We start from the raw sequence: 20,536 nt of genomic DNA, 5'->3' as shown, positions 1-20,536 counted from the left end.
CGGGGGCGGGCGGGTTCTGGCCGCGGTGCGGCGGGCTGCGCCGGGGTCCGGCTCGGGTGACGTCCGGGGGCTTGGGGGTACCGTTGCGCTCGCCCGGCGGAGCCGTTGACTTGCCGCAGATGTACGCGCGGAGGGGCCGTCACCGACCATTTGCGGCAAGTCATTACCCTGATAGACCCTGGTGCCGGACGTCGGGCGGTGGGAGTTGGCATCCGGGAACGCGAAAGGCCCGCCCCGGGAACGGGGCGGGCCTTCGACGAACTGTGTCAGCTGGGGCGGACGATGCCGAGCGGCGTGGACTCGTGTCCCTGGCCGAGCGGGTTGTCCTTCAGGATCGCGACGAGACGCTTCTCGCCGGCCTTGTCGAGCGTCGACCCGAGGATGTTCCCCCCGAGGTCGTTGATGTCGACGACGGCGACGTCGAGGTCGATGCCGAGCAGCGACTTCAGACGCGCGGCGACCTCGCGGGGACGCTCGGGTCCGAGGACCACGGCCTGGTTGTAGGGCGGGATCGTGCCCTTCGTGGGGCCGTCGATCGCTCGAGCCTTGTCACCCGCAATGCGGTAGAAGTCGCCCTTTCGTCCGAACGCCTTGGTCACGGCCGAGACGGCCGCAGCGAACAGGATGCGGGGCGTGCCGCACTCGCGCAGCGCCATCTCCATCGTCTCGGGCATGCCGAGACCGATGCCGTAAGGCGTGCGCGTGACGTACTTCGAGAGGAAGAGAGCGAGCTTGCGGGGCTTGATCGAGTCGAGCTTGAACGAGCGGCCCTGCGTGATCGCGACGATCTTCTCGGTGACGAACAGCAGGTCGCCCGGCTGCACGGCATCCTTCGCGTACTCGAGGATGAAGGCGTCGAGATCGTCGCCCGGCATGACGACCCGCGTGCGGATCGGGATGCGCGCGTACGAGGTGCCCTCGACGGTACGGGTGAGCGCCTTGCCGGCGTTGGCCTCGCCGCTCATTCGAGGTAGTCCCGGAGCGACTGCGAGCGCGACGGGTGACGCAGCTTCGCCATCGTCTTCGACTCGATCTGGCGGATCCGCTCGCGCGTCACGCCGAACGTGTCGCCGATCTGGTCGAGGGTCTTGGGCTGTCCGTCGCCGAGGCCGAAGCGCATGCGGATCACGCCCGCCTCACGCTCGCTGAGCGAGTCGAGGAGGGATTCGAGCTGACGCTGCAGCATCGTGAAGCCCACCGCGTCGGCGGGGACGACCGCCTCGGTGTCCTCGATGAGGTCACCGAACTCGCTGTCACCGTCTTCACCGAGGGGCGTGTGCAGTGAGATGGGCTCGCGGCCGTACTTCTGCACCTCGATGACCTTCTCGGGGGTCATGTCGAGTTCGCGGCTGAGCTCTTCGGGCGTGGGTTCGCGACCGAGGTCCTGCAGCATCTGGCGCTGCACGCGAGCGAGCTTGTTGATGACCTCGACCATGTGCACCGGGATGCGGATGGTGCGGGCCTGGTCGGCCATGGCGCGCGTGATCGCCTGGCGGATCCACCAGGTCGCGTACGTCGAGAACTTGAAGCCCTTGGTGTAGTCGAACTTCTCGACGGCACGGATGAGGCCCAGGTTGCCCTCCTGGATGAGGTCGAGGAACTGCATGCCGCGACCGGTGTAGCGCTTGGCGAGCGAGACGACCAGACGGAGGTTGGCGCCGAGGAGGTGGCTCTTCGCGCGCTGACCGTCGCGGGCGACCCACTGCAGGTCGAGGCCCAGCTGGCTCGTCTTCTCGGCCGCCGACATGTTCGACAGCTTCTCTTCGGCGAACAGGCCGGCCTCGATACGCATCGCGAGCTCGACCTCTTCGGCCGCGTTCAGGAGCGGGACCTTGCCGATCTGCTTCAGGTAGTCCTTGACCGGGTCGGCCGTGGCGCCGGTGATCTGCGCAGAGTAGACGGGAACGTCGTCCTCGTCGCTCGACGAGATGACGATCGCGCCGGTCGGCAGGGCCTCGGCGGGCGCCGCCGGGGTCTCGTCGTCGTCGTCGCTGTCGTCGTCGGACTTCTTCGCCGCGGGCTTCGCCTCGTCGTCGTCAGTGTCGTCGTCGGTGTCGAGTTCGACATCGACCTCTTCGTCGACCTCTTCTTCGTCTTCGAGGTCGTCGTCCTTCTTCGCCTTCGTCTTGGCCTTCGCCGGTGTGGCCTTGGCCTTGGCGGGGGCCTTCTTCGCCGGCGTCTTCGTCGACGTCGTCACGGCCTCCTCGGAAGTGTCGAGGTCGGTGTCCTTCGCACTCCGGGAGCGGGTCTTGGTGTTCGTGCCTGCCACGTTTCGCCTTTCACCGGGAACGTACGTTGCACGGCCGCCGGTCGTTCTCGGACACTAGTAAGACCCTTGTCAAGTCCGGAGCCGAGGAGCGGGGCTCCTGGACCGGTTGACAACGGGTCAGGTTCTTCATTGTCTCACATCCTCGACGCGGGACTTGACGCGCACCGGGGATCTATGCGTAGTAACGCGGAGGCGCGTCCCCGCATTCCGCGAGAACCGCTGTCAGATGTGCTGACTGCGTGGGGCGGGATCAGCCGAGGGGCCCGCGCCGGTCGTCGTCGCTCGGGCCGGACGCCAGGAAGCGCTCGAGTTCGGCCGCCAGCTCGTCGGCGCTGGGGAGATCGCCCGTGTGGATGATCGGCGTCGCCTGGGTGGAACCGGCCATGTAGGAGTCGTAGCGTTCCTCGAGGCCCTGCAGCATGCGCGTGAGCTCGTCGCTCGCGGTGACCTGCTCGGTCACCTTCGTGAGGAAGTCGCGATTCTCTTCGCGCAGCACTTCTCCGGAGAAGACGAGTCCGGTGGCCACCGTGAGGCTGTCGAGGGCGGCGAGGGTGGCAGCGGGGTACTCGGTGTCGGCGAGATAGTGCGGAACCAGTAGCGCGAACCCGGCGACCTTGGCGCCGGCCTCCGCGAAGCGGTACTCGAGCAGGTGGCCGACTGTCGAGGGCACCTGCGTGTGAGGGCGCCAGACGGAGTGCGCTTCGGCGAGATCGGAGCGCGTGCCGCTGACCGTGGTGCCGATCGGCCGCGTGTGCGGAACGGGGAGCGGGATGGCGTGCACCCACGTCACGGACGACACCTGGAGTCCGGCGCTGAGCTCGAGGACGCTCTCGGCGAAGGCTTCCCAGAGGAAGTCCGGTTCGTATCCCGCCAAGAGGAGGAAGGGGCTTCCCAGGGAGTCGTGGGCGAGCGACAGCTCGAGCCGCGGCGGCCGGTAGTCGCTGAGGTGGTCTTCGACGAATGTGATCAAGGGGCGCCGAGCGCGGTAGTCGAGCAGCGTGTCGTTGTCGAACGCGACGACGGCGTGGGGCTCCAGGTCGTTGCGGAAGTACTCGACGAGCCGGGTGACGGCCCCGCCGGCGTCGGTGAACCCCGTAAGCGCGATCACCAGGGGAAGCCCCGAGGGCACCGGCGGCGCGGAGGGTGCGCGATCGTACAGCGGTGCGGAATACGGCATGCCCCCCAGCTTACGAGCCGGGTCGGACGTCGGGGTCCGGAGCGTCCCGCTGCTAGCGAACACACGCGAACCTAGGATGGACGACATGCCCTTTCCTTCCGTGGCGCACACAAGCGCCCCCCTGCGCGAGTCCGATGCCGATGCGATTCTTCTGGTGGTCGCCAAGCCTGTGGGCGAAGGTGCAGACCCCGCGGAGTGGAACGGACTCGGTGCCGCTCTGACGGCCGTCGGATTCACCGGAGCTCCCGGCTCGTTCCAGCGGGTGCACGTGCCCGGGGTCACCACTCCGCTCGCTGTCGTGGGTGCGGGGAGCGATCCGGATGCCGCCGCCCTCCGCGACGCGGCGGGTGCAGGGCTGCGCCAGCTCACGGGCTTCGAGCACGTCGCGGTGCAGGCGCTGGTGCCTTCCGCATGGCGGCCGCTGGCCGAGGGGGCGGCCCTCGGTGGCTACCGGTTCGCGGGATACAAGAAGGAGTCGCCGAAGACCCGCGCGCAGCGCGTCACGGTGTTCTCGTCCGACGCCCCAGCCGACGAGGACGTCGTCGCCGTGGCAGCCATCTCGGGCGCGGTCGCTCTCGTGAAGGATCTGGTCACCACGCCCGCCGAGTGGCTCGGTCCCGCCGATTTCGCCGACGCGGCGGTCGAGGCGGTCGCCGGTCTGCCCGTCGACGTCGAGGTGCTCGACGAGGAAGCGCTCCGCGACGGCGGGTACGGCGGCATCCTGGGTGTCGGTCAGGGGTCGGACCGCCCGCCCCGCCTCGTCCGCCTCGACTACTCCCCCGCCGGGGCGCAGCGTCACGTCGCCCTCGTCGGCAAGGGCATCACGTTCGACACCGGCGGCCTGTCGCTGAAGCCCGCCGCCTCGATGGTCGGCATGAAGTACGACATGTGCGGTGCGGCGACGGTCCTCGCGGTGCTGAAGGCCGCCGCCGAGATGGCGCTGCCCGTTCGGGTGAGCGCGTGGCTGTGCATCGCCGACAACATGCCGTCAGGTCGGGCCACGCGTCCCGGTGACGTGCTCCGCACGCTCGACGGGACCACTGTCGAGGTGCTGAACACGGATGCCGAAGGCCGTCTCGTGCTCGCCGACGGCCTCGCCGCCGCGAGCCGTGAGCGGCCTGATCTGCTCGTCGACGTCGCCACTCTCACCGGCGCGATCACGATCGCCCTCGGAAACCGGCACACCGGTGTGATGGGCGAAGACGACGCTGTCGCCGAGTACCTGTCCGCCGCGTCGCGCGCCTCGGAGCTCGCCTGGCAGCTGCCGCTCCCGGCGCACATGGTCGACGACCTCGACTCGCCCATCGCGGACCTGCAGAACGCCAAGATCGGCGACCCGGCGGGAGGCTCGCTCTTCGCGGGGCTCTTCCTCCGCCACTTCGTCGGCCGGGTCTCGGACGAGGCCGACGCCCCCCGCATCCCGTGGGTGCACCTCGACATCGCGGGCGTGGGCATGAACAAGGGTGCTCCGTTCGGGTACACCGACAAGGGAGTCACGGCGGCGACGGTTCGTTCGCTGGTCGAGCTGCTGGCGAGCTCGCGATGACCGAGTACTCCGCCGACGTCGTCGTCCTCGGGGGTGGGAGCGGCGGGTACGCCGCTGCCCTTCGTCTCGCCGAGCTGGGCAAGGACGTGGTCCTCGTCGAGAAGGACAAGCTCGGGGGCACGTGCCTGCACCGGGGCTGCATCCCGACCAAGGCCCTCCTGCACGCGGCCGAGGTCGCGGATGCGGCACGCAATGCGGCGAGCATCGGTGTGAACGCGAGCCTCACCGGCATCGACCCTGCCGGGGTGCGCGCTTACCGCGAGGGCATCGTGGCCAAGAAGTTCAAAGGGCTCGAGGGGCTGATCTCGGCGCGCGGCATCCGCGCGGTCCGCGGTGAGGGATCCCTCGAGGCCGGACCCGCGGTGCGCGTCGGCGCGGACCTCTACCAGGGCGCCGACGTGATTCTGGCGACGGGGTCGTACAGCCGCAGCCTTCCCGGTCTCGAGATCGGGGGTCGCGTTCTCACCAGCGAGCAGGCTCTCGATCTCGACGTGGTCCCGCAGCGCGTCATCGTTCTGGGCGGCGGCGTCATCGGCGTCGAGTTCGCGAGCGTCTGGCGCTCTTTCGGCGTCGACGTCACGATCGTGGAGGCACTCCCCCACCTTCTGCCCGCGGAGGATGTCGCGTCGAGCAAGGCCCTCGAGCGCGCATTCCGCAAGCGAGGCATCGAGTTCCGGCTCGGTCGGCGATTCGACTCGGCGCGACAGGACGAGCACGGCATCACCGTGGTCCTCGATGACGGGGCCGAGCTGTCGGCGGACTACGTCCTGGTGGCGGTCGGCCGGGGTCCGGCCACCGCCGGCCTCGGCTACGAGGAGGCCGGTGTCGTCCTCGACCGCGGTTTTGTGCAGACCGACGAACGTCTGCGCACCGCGGCCGCCCACGTCTGGGCGGTGGGCGACATCGTGCCCGGACTGCAACTGGCGCACCGGGGCTTCCAGCAGGGCGTCTTCGTCGCGGAGGAGATCGCGGGCCTGTCCCCCGTGCTCGTCTCCGACTCCGACGTCCCTCGCGTCGCCTACTCGCACCCGGAGGTCGCGTCCGTCGGTCTCACCGAGGCCCAGGCGCAGGATCGTTACGGATCCGAGGCCGTCCGCGCCTACGAGTACAACCTCGCCGGAAACGGCCGGAGTGAGATCATCGGAACGTCGGGGATCGTCAAGATCGTCCGGCGGGTCGACGGGCCGGTCGTCGGTGCGCATCTCGTGGGCGACCGCGTGGGCGAACTTATCACCGAGGCCCAGCTCGCGGTGGGCTGGGAGGCCCACCCGGAAGACATCGCGCCGTTCGTCCACGCGCACCCCACCCAGAGCGAGGCGCTCGGCGAAGCCTTCTTGGCTCTCGCCGGAAAGCCCCTGCACGCACTTTGACCACGAACCGGTCACTAAGCTAGATACCGCATCCGGTACGAAGGAGACATATCCATGAGCACTTCCGTCGTCCTCCCCGCTCTCGGCGAGAGCGTGACCGAGGGAACGGTCACCCGCTGGCTGAAGCAGGTCGGTGACACCGTCCAGGAGGACGAGGGTCTGCTGGAGATCTCGACCGACAAGGTCGACACCGAGATCCCCTCGCCCGTTTCGGGCGTGATCGAAGAGATCCTCGTGCAAGAAGACGAGACCGTCGAGGTCGGCGCCGTGCTGGCGAAGATCGGCGACGGGTCCGGCGCCGGTTCGTCGGACGCCGCGCCCGAGGCCGCGCCCGCCGCTCAGGAGGAGGCTCCCGCGCAGGAGGCTGCCCCCGCCGAGGAGGCTGCCCCCGCCGAGGCGCCGGCAGCCGCACAGCCCGCCCCGGCGTCGTCCGGTGACGCGACGGACGTCAAGCTCCCCGAGCTCGGTGAGAGCGTCACCGAGGGCACCGTCACGCGTTGGCTGAAGGCCGTCGGCGACGATGTCGCCGTGGACGAGCCGCTGCTCGAGATCTCGACCGACAAAGTCGACACCGAGATCCCCTCGCCGGTCGCCGGAACCCTCCAGGAGATCGTCGTCCAGGAAGACGAGACGGTTGCCGTTGGCGCCACGCTCGCGCGCATCGGCAGCGGTGCTCCCGCTCCTGCCGAGGCTCCCGCGTCCGCCCCGGCCGCCGAGGAGAAGCCGGCCGAGCAGCCCGCTCCCGCCGTGGAAGAGAAGCCCGCTCCGCAGCCCGCCGCCGAGAAGCCCGCCGAGGCCCCGGCTCCGGCCGCGGAGAAGCCCGCCGAGCAGGCGCCCGCAGTCTCGTCCAACGATGACGTCACCTACGTCACCCCGCTCGTCCGGCGTCTCGCCCAGCAGCAGGGCGTCGACTTGACCACGGTCAAGGGGAGCGGAGTCGGTGGACGCATCCGCAAGGAAGACGTCCTGAAGGCGGCCGAGGCCGCGAAGTCGGCTCCGGCGGCGGCTCCCGCGGCTGCTGCTCCGTCTGCTCCTGCGCCTGTCGAGGTGTCGCCGCTTCGCGGCACGACGCAGAAGATGTCGCGTCTGCGCAAGGTCATCGCCGAACGCGCCGTCGCATCGATGCAGGCCACCGCGCAGCTCACGACCGTCGTGGAGGTCGACGTGACGAAGGTCCGCGGCGCTCCGTGACCGCGTGAAGGGCGAGTTCCAGCAGAAGACGGGCGACAAGCTCTCGTTCCTGCCGTTCTTCGCCATCGCGGCGATCGAGGCCCTCAAGGCCTTCCCGATCATCAACTCGACGGTCGAGGGCGACGAGATCGTCTACCCCGCCCAGGAGAACGTCGCGATCGCCGTCGACACCGAGCGTGGTCTGCTGACGCCGGTCGTCAAGGACGCGGGTGAGAAGAACATCGCTCAGCTCGCGCGCGAGATCGCCGACCTGGCGGCTCGCACCCGTGACAACAAGCTGAAGCCCGACGAGCTCGCCGGCGGCACGTTCACGCTGACCAACACCGGTTCGCGCGGCGCGCTGTTCGACACGCCCATCGTCTTCCTGCCGCAGTCGGCGATCCTCGGCCTCGGTGCCGTGGTGAAGAAGCCGGGTGTCGTTTCGGTCGACGGCAAGGATGCGATCGCCGTGCGCTCGTACGTGTACCTGGCGCTCTCCTACGATCACCGCATCATCGACGGTGCGGACGCCGCTCGCTTCCTCGGCGCGGTGAAGGCACGCCTCGAGGCGGCTCAGTTCGAGGGGGACCTCGGGATCTGATCCCCGCTGCAACCGGCTCATGATGGCTGGTCCGTGCCCGATCTGACGGCGCGGACCAGCCATCGGTCTTTGTCGCGCACGAGCGTCACGTATTGTCGTCGATCGCCAGCGTCCAGACGGAAGACAGCGAGTCCCCCGAAGTCATCGACCAGGGTGATGTCCGCGACGGCCGGGTTCATCGGTATCTCGTCGTCGCCGGCTGCTCGACCCTCTCTGAGCCGCTGCTCGCATCCCGGCTCTCCGGCGCATGCCGCATACGATTCGAGCAGTGCGCGCGCGGAGGCGACGATCTCCCCGTCCGCCGAGGTCTCCGACGGCGCCGGTGTGCTCGTCTGTACGTCGAGGAGGTGGGTCGTACCGCCGAGATCGAGAACCGTCGGATGACCGGACGGAGTCGGCGTCGCCGGAGGCGTGGCATCCGGAATCTCTTCGTCCGCCCACGTGGTGGCGGACGGGCCGGGATCGCCGGCGGGAATCGACGCAGGTGCGGAGGACGGAAGGAGAAATCCGAGCACGAGCGCGGTGGCGACCGCCACGGCGCCGAACGTGATCCAGCGGAGGTGGCGGACACGGCGCAGCTTCTCACGCACGTCGCGCACGGCTTCGGCGACCATGGTCGCCACGTCCGCATCGACGGTTGTGAGGAAGCCGGATGCCGAGGGCGCGGGAGCCCTAACGGGTCCGGTGTCGGCCGCGACGATCGGCGCGAGGGGGCCGAGGACCAGGGGAACAGGATCGGCCCACGCGAAGAGTCGTCGTTCCGCCTCCCCCCAGGCGCGGGGAGGGTCGGTCAACACGGTGTCCCGTGCACGCTCGACGAGGGGCCGTCCGTCGCGATCGGTCATGTCCGCAAGGCGCGCGAGAACGCGAGCCGTCTCGGCCAGGACGTCGTCGCCCTCGCCCTCTCCCTCATCCAGCAGTGTCGGACAGCCCCGGGCCGTCAGCGCCCAGAAACCTCGATGGGAGCGGTCTTCCGCGCGATGGCATCCGCGCAGAACACCCACCGCGAGGGTCACGACCTCGCCGGGCGACAGTGGAAGGCCGCTCCGTGAGCGGCGGTGGAGGTAGTCGTCGAGGCGTTCGACGACGGGCGGGGCGGCAGACGCGGTCATCCGTCGATCGTGCGCGTTTCCGCGACCGCGCGCGGCGCTCACGAGGGCGATCGTGGACAGAGCGGAGCGTTGACCGGTTGGGGAGGAGAGGCGGCGTCACGCGCGAAGATAGAATCGTTCCTATGGCCGCTCGTACCACCACCCCCGAGAAGCGTCCGGGATTCTTCTCGCAGCTTCGCACGCTCTACACCTTCACGCAGAAGGAGTACCGCTGGCTCCCGTTCGCGCTGGCCGGCATCGTGCTGGTGGGCGCCGCGCTCGGCGTGCTGATCGGGTTCCTCATCCCGCCGGTCGCCGTCTGGAGCGTGATCCTGTGGGGCTTCACGGGTCTGCTGGCCGGCATCCTGGGCGGCATGATCACGATGACGCGCCTGTCGACCCACGCGATGTACAAGAAGATCGACGGGATGCCGGGGGCCACCGGCCACGTCCTGTCGTCGTCGCTCGGCCGCAACTGGCAGGCGTCGGAAACGCCCATCGGCGTGAACCCCCGCACGCAGGAAGCGGTCTACCGTGCAATCGGCCGCGGCGGTGTCGTCCTCATCGGCGAGGGATCGCGCACGCGACTTTCCCGGCTCATGGGTGAAGAGCGAGCCCGCGTGCAGCGCGTGGCCACCGGCGTTCCCATCACGGTCTTCTACGTCGGCCACGGCGAGGACGAGGTCGCCATCAAAGACCTCGCCTCGAGGATCAAGGCGCTGCCGAAGAAGGTCGACCGCGCCACGATGGCCGCCGTCATCAAGCGCGTTTCCTCCGTCTCGCAGGGCCTGGCCTCGCTGCCGATCCCGAAGGGCGTCGACCCGAACAAGATGCGGGCACCGCGCCCGCGTTGACCCACGAGAAAGGCCCCGCCGAGGCGGGGCCTTTCTGCTGTCAGCTGCGGACAAGAATCGTTCCGACGGCCTTGTCGTGCAGACCTCTCTGGTCGGAGTCCCACACCACCGCGGGGATCACGAGCGCCAGAAGGATCGTGCGGACGATCGGGCGCCACACGCCCACCCATCCCCCGGATGCCAATTCGAGACGCATCCCCATGAGTCGGTGCCCCGGGCTTCCGCCGATCAGCGGGATGAACAGAATCTGCACGGCGAAGAAGATGAGGTTCGTCGCGATGGGGTTCGCGAATGGCACGCCGGTCACCGGATCGGGGCTCGAGAAGAAGGCGAAGCCGATCAGTCCCGCGCTCGCGACGTCGATCAGGAGCGCGGCGATGCGCCGGCCGGGTCGGGCGATGGAGCCGCGTCCCTCGCGGGGAAGGCCGAGCCGCTGGCCCGGATACTCGTTGTCGGTCGCAGCGGTCACGACCCCAGCGTAATCGTGTCCGCGTAACATCCCTGAAACATGCGAGATATGACCGAGACACCGGTTCTGGGTATGGTCGAGGAGGCGAGCCGCGGCCCGCCCATCCCGAATGTTCTACCTCTGGAGTCTTCATGTTCAAAGATTCGTCCGAGGTGCTGAAGTTCATCCAGGACGAGGACGTCAAGTTCCTCGACATCCGTTTCACGGACCTTCCTGGTGTGCAGCAGCACTTCAACATCCCCGCCTCGACCGTCGACGAGGAGTTCTTCACCGTCGGACAGCTGTTCGATGGCTCGTCGATCCGCGGGTTCGCGAACATCCACGAGTCGGACATGCAGCTCATCCCCGACGTGACGACGGCGTACCTCGACCCGTTCCGCGAGGCGAAGACGCTCGTCATGGTCTTCGACATCTACAACCCGCGCAACGGCGAGATCTACTCGAAGGACCCGCGTCAGGTCGCCAAGAAGGCTGAGAAGTACCTCGCCTCCACCGGCATCGCCGACACCGCGTACTTCGCTCCCGAGGCCGAGTTCTACATTTTCGACGACGTCCGTTACGAAGTGAAGCAGAACGCGAGCTTCTACTCGGTCGACTCCGAGGAGGGCGCCTGGAACACGGGTCGCGTCGAAGAGGGCGGAAACCTCGCCAACAAGACGCCCTACAAGGGCGGCTACTTCCCGGTCTCGCCCGTCGACAAGCAGGCCGACCTTCGCGACGACATCAGCCTCAAGCTGATCGACGCGGGCCTCATCCTCGAGCGCGCCCACCACGAGGTCGGCACCGGCGGCCAGGCCGAGATCAACTACCGCTTCGACACCATGGTGCACGCGGCCGACGACATCCTGAAGTTCAAGTACATCGTCAAGAACACCGCTGAAGAGTGGGGCAAGGTCGCCACCTTCATGCCGAAGCCGCTCTTCGGCGACAACGGTTCGGGCATGCACACCCACCAGTCGCTGTGGAACGACGGCAAGCCGCTGTTCTACGACGAGACCGGCTACGGCGGCCTCTCCGACATCGCCCGCTGGTACATCGGCGGCATCCTGGCTCACGCCCCCGCCGTGCTCGCCTTCACCAACCCGACCCTCAACAGCTACCACCGTCTGGTGAAGGGCTTCGAGGCGCCGGTCAACCTGGTGTACTCGGCCGGTAACCGCTCGGCGGCCATCCGTATCCCGATCACGGGCACGAACCCGAAGGCCAAGCGCATCGAGTTCCGCGCCCCCGACGCCTCGGGTAACCCGTACCTCGCGTTCGCCGCTCAGCTGATGGCCGGCATCGACGGCATCAAGAACCGCATCGAGCCGCACGAGCCCGTCGACAAGGACCTCTACGAGCTCCCGGCCGAAGAGGCGAAGAACATCCCGCAGGTTCCGAACTCTTTGCTCGACTCCCTCGAGGCCCTCCGCGCCGACCACGAGTTCCTGCTCGCCGGTGGCGTCTTCACCGAGGAGCTCATCGAGACCTGGATCGAGTACAAGATCGAGAACGAGATCCAGCCGATCGCTCAGCGTCCGCACCCGTTCGAGTACGAACTGTACTTCGGGGTCTGATCGCCTGATCGCTGAAAGACGCCCGTCCCCGCCGTTTCGTGGGGGCGGGCGTCTTCGTGCGTCTGGCGGGCCCCACGGCGGCCCGCGGTTTTGGCAGGATGGGGTCGATGATCGAACGAGGAAGACCGTTCGCGCTGGCTATCGGTGCGATCACCGTCGTGATTCTGCTGTCCGGGTGCGACGGCTCTGGCGCCGCACCATCGCGCTCAGCGGCCGGCGAAGAGAGCTTCACCCGGGCGCAGGCGGTGAACCTCAACTTCAAGGCCGCCGTCGCCGAGGTGCAGGAGCAGATCTACGCCGGAGAGTGGCGCGTCGGAGAGTATGGCGACATTCCTGCACGATGCGAAGACGGATACGAGTTCATCCTGCGCCGGAACCTGCCGGAGGGTTTCTCCTTCGACGGACAGGGGCTGCAGCGCATGGCCGATCTCCGAGCGTGGATGACAGACAACGGCTGGCAGGTCGCTCCGTCGCCCACCTACGGCGAGGGCATCGAGAACACCGTGATCGTGGCAGGCAAGCCGGAGGCAAAGGTGTCTCGGTTGGACGTCGACATGATTCCGGCCGGTGCATCGGGCGGCGTGGTCGATGTGCTCGAGGTTCGCGCGACCTCCACCTGCGAGCCCGGCGATCCCGCGGCGCTCCTTGACCAGTTGCGTGGACCGCTCACCGCGGTCCCGGAGGACGATGGCATCCCGGACCTCGAAAGACCGGATGCCACTCCCCTGTTCGAGCGGTTCACCGAAGGCTGAGACCGGTCAGCACGCCGCCCGCGCCGCCCGCTTCTGCTCCTGGAACACGCGGATCGCCTCGTACCGTTCGGCGGAGCGCGCCTGTCGTTTCGCTGCTTCCTCCTCGCGGACCTTTGGAGGGGCGTTCGTCACCAGGTCGTCGAGAAGATGACGAACGGATGCCGCGATCTCGGCCACCGCGCGATCGAACACCTCCTGATTGGCCCGCGAGGGTTTGGTCGTCCCGACGATCTTGCGGACGAACTGCAGCGCGGCGTCGTGGCACTCGGCATCCGTCGCGGGCGGGGTGAAGTTGTGGAGGGGGACGATGTTGCGGCACATGGCGCCAGGGTAGGCCGTCGATACCTCCCGCGAAAGATGCGGACGGCGCGAAGGCTCCCGGCATCCCCACAGGTGCCGTGCCGCCGGGATGTCGGAGGGGGACGGAAGGATGGATGCCATGCCCCTCCCCTACGCTTCGCGTCCCTGGCTGAGCTCCTACGCAGAAGGAGTCCCGCACGAGATCGACGAGCCGACGCAGACTCTGCCCGAGATGATGGCCGCGAGCGTGTCGCGGTACGGCAAGAGCCCCGCGCTCGAGTTCTTCGGCGCGACGACGACCTACCGCGAGCTGGGAAAGCTCGTCGACCGGGCCGCCGAGGGTCTTCGTCGGCTCGGTGTGCGCGCCGGTGATCGGGTCGCCCTCGTGCTTCCCAACTGTCCGCAGCACGTGGTCGCGTTCTACGCGGCCCTCCGGCTCGGTGCGATCGTCATCGAGCACAACCCGATTTACACCCCTCGCGAGCTGCGACACCAGTTCGAGGATCACGGCGCGCGGTTCGCGATCGTGTGGGACAAGGTCGCCGACACCGTTGCCGAGTTCCCCTCCGACCTGGCGCTCGAGCACGTCGTCAGCGTCGACATCACATCCGCCATGCCGCGCTCCCAGCGCCTCGCGCTGCGCCTGCCCGTACGCAAAGCCCGGGAGGCCCGCGCGCAGCTCACCGCCGCCCCTACGTCGAAGCGGGTCCGCCGGTGGGAGACGCTGCTCGGCCACGGCACGCTGTCGCGAAAGCAGGCCGGACCTCGACTCGACGACATCGCGCTCCTCCAGTACACGAGCGGCACGACAGGCAGTCCCAAGGGGGCAGTGCTGACGCACGCGAACCTGCGCGCCAACGCGATGCAGGGCCGCGCCTGGGTGCCGGGTCTGCATGACGGGGAAGAGACGTTCTACGGCGTCCTTCCTCTGTTCCACGCGTACGGGCTCACTCTGTGCCTGACGTTCGCGATGAGCATCGGCGCGAAGCTCGTGCTGTTCCCGAAGTACGATCTCGAGCTCGTGGCATCCGCGATCCGGAAGAGCCCACCGACCTTCCTGCCCGCGGTTCCGCCCATCTACGACCAGCTCGCCCGCGCTGCCGCTCGCGGCACGATCGATCTGTCGACCGTGCGTTTCGCGATCTCGGGGGCGATGAGCCTGCCCGTCGCGACCGTGGATCGCTGGGAGGCCGCCACCGGCGGTCTGCTCGTCGAGGGGTACGGCATGACCGAGTCCTCGCCCGTCGCGCTCGGCAACCCGATCGGTCCGTCTCGCAGGCCGGGCACGGTCGGCGTGCCGTTCCCCAGCACCGAGATCCGCGTGGTCGATCCCGCCGACCCCGAGAGCGATGTACCGCTCGGCGAGACGGGCGAACTGCTCCTGCGCGGTCCGCAGGTGTTCCAGGGCTACTGGAACCGCCCGACCGACACTGCCGAGACGCTGCTCGACGGAGGGTGGTTGCGCACGGGCGACATCGCCTCCGTCTCTCCCGACGGTTTCGTCACGATCGTCGATCGGTTGAAAGAGATCATCATCACGGGCGGGTTCAACGTCTCGCCCAGCGAGGTCGAGGATGCGCTCGTCGCTCATCCCGATATCGAGGCTGCCGCCGTCGTCGCGCTACCCAAGCCGCGAGGCGGCGAAGACGTCGCTGCCGCGATCGTCGTCCGCGACGGGGTCGACCTCGAGCCGGACGCGGTGCGCGACTTCTGCAAGACCCGCCTGGCTGCCTACAAGGTCCCGCGGCGCGTGATCATCGTCGACGACCTCCCGCGCTCGCTCGTGGGCAAGGTCCTGCGTCGAGAGGTGCGCGAGCGCCTGATGTCGTGATCGATGCCTCTCGGCGATCATCACCCGGAGTGGATCATCCGTAGAAGAGCTTCTCGAAGACGCGTCGGGCACGGCGGGTCGCGGCGAGGTAGTCCTCCTCGACACGGGTCGCTGAGCGCGGCGGATACTCGAGGATGCGTCCGATGCCGTCGAGACGGGCGCGGTCGGCGGGGAGCACGTCGCTCGTCTGGCCCGAGAGCAGGGTGTTGGCCGAACGGAGGCGGCTCGCCAGGTGCCAGGATGCCGCGAGCTTCTCGGCCGCGTCGGCCGGGAGGAGGCCGGCATCGACGGCCGCGCGGAGCGCGCCGAGGGTGGACGTCGTCCGAAGACCCGGCACGGCGCGGGCGTGCTGCAGCTGGAGGATCTGGACGAGCCACTCGACGTCGCTGAGCGACCCCGGACCGAGCTTGAGGTGACGTGCGGGGTCGGCACCCTGCGGAAGCCGCTCGTTCTCGACGCGTGCTTTGATGCGACGGATCTCGCGCAAACCGTTCGGGTCGGCCTTCTCGGGGTAGCGCACCTCGTCGGCGAGAGCCATGAAGTCGTTGATGAGCTTGACGCTGCCGGCGACGCCGCGGGCGCGCAGGAGGGCCTGCGCCTCCCACGACAACGACCAGCGGCGGTAGTACTCGGCGTACGCGTCGAGGGAGCGGGCCAGAGGGCCGCTGCGACCCTCGGGGCGCAACTCGGCGTCGAGATCGAGCGGGAGGCGGTGGTCCTCGGAATGCTCGCGCAGGCCGGCGACGATCTTCAGCGCCAGGTTGTTCGCGCGCTGAGGATCGAGGCCGTTCGCGCGATAGACGTACATCACGTCGGCATCCGACCCGAAACCGAGCTCTCGACCGCCGAAGCGTCCCATCGCGATGACCGAGAAGTCGAGGTCATCGTCCTCCGGCGGGACGACGGCGCGGCGGACGGCGCGGAGCGTCGCCTGGATCGTCGTCTCGGTGATGGTGGTCAGAGCGTCGGAGAGCTCCTCCAGCGACACCACCTCGAGCACAGCCGCCATCGCGACACGGAGCATCTCGCGACGACGGAGCGCGCGTACCGACCGCATGGCGTCGTCGATGTTCTGCCATCGCGTCTGGATGGCTCGCGCCTCATCTTCGAGCGCCTTGCCCGAGCGTGGGCGGAGCAGGGCATCGTCGTCGAGCCATGCCACCGCTTCGGGGATCCACTCCATCAGCTCGCCGATGTAGCGCGATCCCGACAGCACACGCGTCAGGCTCTCGGCCGCACCGGCGGAGTCTCGGAGCACACGGAGGAACCAGGGTGTGTTCCCCAGCCGCTCGCTGATGCGCCGGAAAACCAGGAGCCCGTAGTCGGGGTCGACGCCATCGGCGAACCAGCGGATCATCACCGGCATGAGGTGCCGCTGAATGGTGGCCTTGCGGCTCAACCCGGTGGTCAGCGCGGCGATGTGCCTCAGGGCACCGGCAGGATCGCGGAAGCCGATCGCGGCGAGGCGGTCGCGCGCCTGCTCGGTCGAGAGGGTGCGCTCCCCCTCGGGCAGGGCCGCCACGGCGGAGAGCAGCGGACGGTAGAAGAGGCGCACGTGGATGTCGCGCACCTCGCGTTTGATGGCCTCCCACGCGGCCTGAACGCCCTCGGCGGAATCCGCCAGTCGCGTCGCCCGCGCGAGGACGCGAAGATCGTCGGGCTTCTCGGGGAGGAGCGCCGTCCTGCGCAGACCCCGCAACTGCAGGCGATGCTCGAGCAGACGCAGCAGGCGGTAGTCGCGCGCGAACGCCTCGGCCTCGGAACGCCCGATGTAGCCCTCGGCGACGAGCGCGTCCAACGCTTCGAGCGTGCCGCGCTGGCGGATCCGCTCGTCGGTGAGCCCGTGCACGAGCTGAAGCAGCTGCACCGTGAACTCGACATCGCGGATGCCGCCGGGACCGAGCTTCAGCTGACGGTTGATCTCGCTCGCCGGTATGTGGTCGGTCACGCGCTCGCGCATGCGCTGCACGCCCTCGACGAAGTTCTCGCGCGCGGCGCTGTGCCACACGAGCGGCTGCATCGCCGAGACGTAGTCGGCGCCGAGCTGCGCGTCGCCCGCAATCGCGCGCGCCTTCAAGAGCGCCTGGAACTCCCAGCTCTTCGCCCACCGGTCGTAGTACTGCCGGTGCGAGCCGAGGCTGCGTACGAGCGCTCCCTGCTTCCCTTCGGGGCGGAGGTTCGGGTCGACCTCCCACAGAGGCGGCTCGATCTCGGGGCCCGAGATGCCGCGCATCGTCTGCACGGCCAGGCGCGTCCCGATGTCGATCGCGCGCGCCTCGGACACGACCTCTTCGTCAGCCGACCCGCCGACGAAGATCACGTCGACGTCGCTGACATAGTTCAACTCGCGGGCACCGGTCTTGCCCATCGCGATGATCGCGAACTGCGTCGCCTCGACCTGCGCGCGCGGAAACGCCGCCGGCCCCGTCCCTGCCGTACGCGCGCGAGCGACGCTCAGCGAGGCCTCGAGCGCCGCTCCGGCCAGGTCGGCGAGGGATGCCGAGACCATGTCGATCGCGGCGGCCGGGTCGTCCTGCCCCAGGTCGTACGCGGCGATCCGGGCCAGGATGCGCCGATAGCGCACTCGCAACGCCACCCACGCGGCATCCGAGGAATCCGCCGCGAAGCCGTTGTCGTCGCCGACGGATGCCAGGAGGTCGGCACGCATCTCCTGCTCGTCGGGGATGGTCAGACCGGCGCCGGCGAGGTGCGCGAGCTCCTCCGGATGACGGAGGTAGAACTCCGCGAACCCGTCCGAGGCGCCCACGATGTCCCAGAGCGCGCGCCACGCTCCGGCGTCTGCGGCGCAGGCGCGCACGGCATCCGTGTTCCGTCGAGCGATCTGCACGATCGCCGACAGGGCGCGATCGGGGTCCGCGACGCGCTGCGCCAGGGCCGTGGCATCCGTCCGCTCGACGCCGACCAGCTCGTCGAGCTCGCCGAGGAGCGCATCGGCCTCGGCGAGTCGCGAGAAGCCGATGCGCGCCAGGGCCGTGAGCGCCGTCGATCGATCGCCCGACATCATCGGTGTCCTGTCGGGCGGTGTCAGAGTGCCTCGAGGTTGCTCGCGAGCTCGAACGGCGTCACCTGGGCGCGGTACTGCTGCCATTCGCGACGCTTGTTGAGCAGCACGTACTTGAAGACCGTCTCCCCCAGTGTCTCAGCGACGAGCTCGGACTCCTCGAGGTACTCGAGGGCGTGGTCGAGGCTCGCGGGGAGCGGCGCGTATCCGAGCGCACGGCGCTCGGCGTCGCTGAGCGACCACACGTTGTCTTCGGCCTCGGCGGGGAGCTCGTACTCCTCTTCGATGCCCTTGAGCCCGGCCGCGAGCATGAGCGCGTACGACAGGTACGGGTTCGCGGCGGAGTCGAGCGCGCGGTACTCCACCCGCGTCGACTGACCCTTGTTCGGCTTGTACAGCGGCACGCGCACGAGCGCCGACCGGTTGTTGTGGCCCCAGCAGATGAAGCTGGGAGCCTCGTCGCCGCCCCACAGGCGCTTGTACGAGTTGACGAACTGGTTGGTGACGGCCGAGATCTCGTTCGCGTGGCGCAGCAGGCCCGCGATGAAGTGACGGCCGACCTTCGACAGCTGGTACTGCGCGCCCTCTTCGTAGAACGCGTTCATGTCGCCCTCGAAGAGCGACAGGTGCGTGTGCATGCCGCTGCCGGGCTGGCCGCTGATCGGCTTCGGCATGAACGTGGCGTAGACGCCCTGCTCGATCGCGACCTCCTTCACGACCGTGCGGAAGGTCATGATGTTGTCGGCGGTCGTGAGCGCGTCTGCGTAGCGCAGGTCGATCTCGTTCTGGCCGGGGCCGCCCTCGTGGTGGCTGAACTCGACGGAGATGCCGAGGTCTTCGAGCATGCGCACCGAGCGACGGCGGAAGTCGTGAGCCGTGCCGCCGGGGACGTTGTCGAAGTAGCCGGCCGAGTCGACGGGCTCGGGGCGTCCGTCCGCGCCCAGCTGGGACGACTTGAGGAGGTAGAACTCGATCTCGGGGTGCGTGTAGAACGTGAACCCGGCGTCGGCGGCCTTGGCGAGCGTGCGCTTGAGCACGTGGCGCGGGTCGGCCACGGCGGGCTGGCCGTCGGGCGTCGTGATGTCGCAGAACATGCGCGCCGTGGGGTCGATCTCGCCGCGCCACGGCAGGATCTGGAAGGTCGTCGGGTCGGGGTGGGCGAGCAGGTCCGACTCGTACGAACGCGTGAGACCCTCGATGGCCGAGCCGTCGAATCCGAGGCCCTCGGTGAAGGCCCCCTCGACCTCGGCCGGCGCGATCGCCACCGACTTCAGTGTGCCCACGACATCCGTGAACCACAGGCGCACGAACTTCACGCCGCGTTCTTCGATCGTGCGCAGAACGAAATCGCGCTGCTTGTCCATCGTCGTCATCCCTCGTTCTCAGTACGGTGCGGTCAGCGGTTGACGCCGTCGACGGGTCAGCGGTCGTCGCGGGCGTCGTCTTCGGCCCACTGCCGCGACCGCTCGCGCAGGATCTCGGGCGCGCGAGCCGCCTCTTCGGCGGTGTCGAAGGGCCCGGCACGGTCGATCGCCGGCGAGGCGTATCCCTGCTCCACCTCGTGGGTCTCCAGGTTGTACCAGTACTTCGTGTTCTCGTCGCTCACGATCGCTCCTCGCGTGGGTCACGGGCTCGCGGCGGATGTCCGCCGTGCCTCTGTCGATCCTACTGATCAAGGCCCCTCGGCTGGATAGGCTGGAGGGCATGGCAACGAATGCGTCGCGCGCGGTCGGAGTGGACATCGGCGGAACCGGCATCAAAGCGGGGATCGTCGATCTGGATGCCGGGGAGTTGGTCAGCGATCGCATCAAGGTCGCGACCCCCGCCGGCGCGGAGCCCGCCGATGTGCTCGCCGCCGTCAAGGAGGTGCTCGAGACCCTCGAAGCGCCGGCAGACCTGCCGCTCGGCGTGGCCTTCCCGGCCATCGTGAAGGGCGGACGAACGCTCTCGGCAGCCAACGTGTCGAAGTCGTGGATCGGCTTCGAGGCGGAGAAGTTCTTCGAGCACGGGCTCTCGCGCGACATCCATTTCGCGAATGACGCCGATGTCGCGGGTGTCGCGGAGGTGCGATACGGCGCCGCGAAGGGCATCGACGGTCTCGTCATCCTGACGACGCTCGGCACCGGCATCGGTTCGGCGCTGATCTACGACGGCGTCCTCGTCCCCAACAGCGAGCTCGGCCATCTGCAGCGCAGCGGTCACAAGCGGGATGCCGAGGGGTACGCCGCCTACTCTGCAATGGAGCGCGAAGAACTCTCGTGGGAGAAGTGGGCCAAGCGTCTGCAGTGGTACTACGACTACGTCGAGTTCCTGTTCAGCCCCGACCTGATCGTCGTGGGCGGCGGGGTCTCGAAGCACTCCGAGCAGTTCCTGCCCCTGCTGAAGCTGCGCGCACCCATCGTTCCCGCGAAGCATCGCAACAACGCGGGGATCATCGGCGCAGCCTCGCTGGCCGTCCCTGTGCCTGAGGCGCTGCCCGCTGTCAAGTGAGGCCGTCTTTCTGACGGACGCGTTTCGGCTTTCCTATG

Annotated in this window: 16 protein-coding genes and 1 pseudogene; 8 read left to right on the top strand and 9 right to left on the bottom strand. The window is 68.6% G+C overall.

The features are described from left to right. Positions 1-266: 266 nt before the first annotated feature. From QE388_RS15820 to QE388_RS15810, 3 genes are all read right to left on the bottom strand, one after another. Positions 267-965 carry a coenzyme F420-0:L-glutamate ligase gene (locus QE388_RS15820; RefSeq protein WP_058595655.1) on the bottom strand — a complete coding sequence of 233 codons (699 nt, stop codon included), beginning with the start codon at positions 963-965 and terminating at the stop codon, positions 267-269. Beyond that, a complete protein-coding gene (locus tag QE388_RS15815) occupies positions 962-2,269 on the bottom strand; it encodes an RNA polymerase sigma factor (protein WP_307386352.1) in 1,308 nt (435 codons plus the stop codon). The genes QE388_RS15820 and QE388_RS15815 overlap by 4 nt, the downstream gene beginning before the upstream one ends. A gap of 250 nt (positions 2,270-2,519) precedes the next feature. After that, positions 2,520-3,446 carry a proteasome assembly chaperone family protein gene (locus QE388_RS15810; protein ID WP_058595653.1) on the bottom strand — a complete coding sequence of 309 codons (927 nt, stop codon included), beginning with the start codon at positions 3,444-3,446 and terminating at the stop codon, positions 2,520-2,522. 85 nt (positions 3,447-3,531) lie between these two features. Between QE388_RS15810 and QE388_RS15805 the strand changes: the two genes are divergently transcribed. The 3 genes and pseudogenes from QE388_RS15805 (at position 3,532) to sucB (ending at position 8,133) form a co-directional block, all read left to right on the top strand. Further along, complete coding sequence (locus QE388_RS15805) at positions 3,532-4,992, top strand: leucyl aminopeptidase (protein ID WP_307386350.1); 1,461 nt, start codon at positions 3,532-3,534, stop codon at positions 4,990-4,992. Continuing rightward, on the top strand, positions 4,989-6,362 hold the full coding sequence (lpdA, locus tag QE388_RS15800; protein WP_307386348.1) for a dihydrolipoyl dehydrogenase: 1,374 nt from the start codon (positions 4,989-4,991) through the stop codon (positions 6,360-6,362). Before QE388_RS15805 ends, lpdA begins: the two co-directional genes overlap by 4 nt. Positions 6,363-6,416: 54 nt before the next feature. Then, positions 6,417-8,133: pseudogene (gene sucB, locus QE388_RS15795) on the top strand (2-oxoglutarate dehydrogenase, E2 component, dihydrolipoamide succinyltransferase). A gap of 17 nt (positions 8,134-8,150) precedes the next feature. Here sucB and QE388_RS15790 read toward each other — a convergent pair. After that, positions 8,151-9,245, bottom strand: a complete 1,095-nt coding sequence (locus QE388_RS15790; protein WP_307386346.1) for a hypothetical protein — start codon at positions 9,243-9,245, stop codon at positions 8,151-8,153. A 122-nt stretch (positions 9,246-9,367) separates the two neighbouring features. Here QE388_RS15790 and QE388_RS15785 point away from each other — a divergent pair, with 122 nt between their 5' ends. After that, entirely contained in the window at positions 9,368-10,078 is a 711-nt protein-coding gene (locus tag QE388_RS15785) for a DUF4191 domain-containing protein (protein ID WP_058614651.1), read from the top strand. Between the two features lie 40 nt (positions 10,079-10,118). Here QE388_RS15785 and QE388_RS15780 read toward each other — a convergent pair whose 3' ends face one another. After that, entirely contained in the window at positions 10,119-10,577 is a 459-nt protein-coding gene (locus QE388_RS15780) for an RDD family protein (protein ID WP_307386343.1), read from the bottom strand. Positions 10,578-10,678: 101 nt separating this feature from the next. On the opposite strand from QE388_RS15780, the gene glnA (QE388_RS15775) reads away from it, so the two are divergent. Together glnA (QE388_RS15775) and QE388_RS15770 are read left to right on the top strand one after the other, a co-directional pair. Next, positions 10,679-12,103, top strand: a complete 1,425-nt coding sequence (gene glnA / locus QE388_RS15775; protein ID WP_307386341.1) for a type I glutamate--ammonia ligase — start codon at positions 10,679-10,681, stop codon at positions 12,101-12,103. 38 nt (positions 12,104-12,141) lie between these two features. Continuing rightward, a complete protein-coding gene (locus tag QE388_RS15770) occupies positions 12,142-12,855 on the top strand; it encodes a hypothetical protein (protein ID WP_307386339.1) in 714 nt (237 codons plus the stop codon). Positions 12,856-12,861: 6 nt separating this feature from the next. On the opposite strand, the gene QE388_RS15765 is transcribed toward QE388_RS15770, so the two are convergent. Continuing rightward, entirely contained in the window at positions 12,862-13,176 is a 315-nt protein-coding gene (locus tag QE388_RS15765; RefSeq protein WP_307386337.1) for a DUF2277 domain-containing protein, read from the bottom strand. Positions 13,177-13,294: 118 nt separating this feature from the next. Here QE388_RS15765 and QE388_RS15760 point away from each other — a divergent pair, with 118 nt between their 5' ends. Beyond that, entirely contained in the window at positions 13,295-14,986 is a 1,692-nt protein-coding gene (locus QE388_RS15760; RefSeq protein ID WP_307386335.1) for a long-chain-fatty-acid--CoA ligase, read from the top strand. Between the two features lie 34 nt (positions 14,987-15,020). On the opposite strand, the gene QE388_RS15755 is transcribed toward QE388_RS15760, so the two are convergent. From QE388_RS15755 to QE388_RS15745, 3 genes are read right to left on the bottom strand one after another with little or no spacing between them, the layout of a single operon-like run. Next, positions 15,021-18,011: a bifunctional [glutamine synthetase] adenylyltransferase/[glutamine synthetase]-adenylyl-L-tyrosine phosphorylase gene (locus QE388_RS15755; protein ID WP_307386333.1), complete on the bottom strand. Its 2,991-nt coding sequence runs from the start codon at positions 18,009-18,011 to the stop codon at positions 15,021-15,023. Between the two features lie 20 nt (positions 18,012-18,031). Next, positions 18,032-19,372 carry a type I glutamate--ammonia ligase gene (gene glnA / locus QE388_RS15750; protein WP_058595722.1) on the bottom strand — a complete coding sequence of 447 codons (1,341 nt, stop codon included), beginning with the start codon at positions 19,370-19,372 and terminating at the stop codon, positions 18,032-18,034. Positions 19,373-19,428: 56 nt separating this feature from the next. Further along, positions 19,429-19,614 (bottom strand): SPOR domain-containing protein, encoded by a 186-nt coding sequence (locus tag QE388_RS15745; RefSeq protein ID WP_275797338.1) that lies wholly within the window; start codon positions 19,612-19,614, stop codon positions 19,429-19,431. Positions 19,615-19,712: 98 nt separating this feature from the next. Between QE388_RS15745 and ppgK the strand changes: the two genes are divergently transcribed. Further along, positions 19,713-20,498, top strand: coding sequence for a polyphosphate--glucose phosphotransferase (ppgK, locus tag QE388_RS15740; protein WP_058614656.1), 786 nt, complete (start codon positions 19,713-19,715; stop codon positions 20,496-20,498). Positions 20,499-20,536: the final 38 nt, after the last annotated feature.

The sequence above is a fragment of the Microbacterium sp. SORGH_AS_0969 genome, assembly GCF_030818255.1.
GTDB lineage: Bacteria > Actinomycetota > Actinomycetes > Actinomycetales > Microbacteriaceae > Microbacterium.
This window is presented reverse-complemented; position numbering and strand designations above follow the sequence as displayed.

Bases quoted from the DNA above. Each gene is read 5' to 3' on its own strand.
- QE388_RS15790 (WP_307386346.1), bottom strand. From the start codon at position 9,245: ATGACCGCGTCTGCCGCCCCGCCCGTCGTCGAACGCCTCGACGACTAC.
- ppgK (WP_058614656.1), top strand. From the start codon at position 19,713: ATGGCAACGAATGCGTCGCGCGCGGTCGGAGTGGACATCGGCGGAACC.
- QE388_RS15805 (WP_307386350.1), top strand. From the start codon at position 3,532: ATGCCCTTTCCTTCCGTGGCGCACACAAGCGCCCCCCTGCGCGAGTCC.
- glnA (WP_307386341.1), top strand. From the start codon at position 10,679: ATGTTCAAAGATTCGTCCGAGGTGCTGAAGTTCATCCAGGACGAGGAC.
- QE388_RS15760 (WP_307386335.1), top strand. From the start codon at position 13,295: ATGCCCCTCCCCTACGCTTCGCGTCCCTGGCTGAGCTCCTACGCAGAA.
- QE388_RS15780 (WP_307386343.1), bottom strand. From the start codon at position 10,577: ATGTTACGCGGACACGATTACGCTGGGGTCGTGACCGCTGCGACCGAC.
- QE388_RS15820 (WP_058595655.1), bottom strand. From the start codon at position 965: ATGAGCGGCGAGGCCAACGCCGGCAAGGCGCTCACCCGTACCGTCGAG.
- QE388_RS15755 (WP_307386333.1), bottom strand. From the start codon at position 18,011: ATGATGTCGGGCGATCGATCGACGGCGCTCACGGCCCTGGCGCGCATC.
- QE388_RS15765 (WP_307386337.1), bottom strand. From the start codon at position 13,176: ATGTGCCGCAACATCGTCCCCCTCCACAACTTCACCCCGCCCGCGACG.
- glnA (WP_058595722.1), bottom strand. From the start codon at position 19,372: ATGGACAAGCAGCGCGATTTCGTTCTGCGCACGATCGAAGAACGCGGC.
- QE388_RS15785 (WP_058614651.1), top strand. From the start codon at position 9,368: ATGGCCGCTCGTACCACCACCCCCGAGAAGCGTCCGGGATTCTTCTCG.
- QE388_RS15810 (WP_058595653.1), bottom strand. From the start codon at position 3,446: ATGCCGTATTCCGCACCGCTGTACGATCGCGCACCCTCCGCGCCGCCG.
- lpdA (WP_307386348.1), top strand. From the start codon at position 4,989: ATGACCGAGTACTCCGCCGACGTCGTCGTCCTCGGGGGTGGGAGCGGC.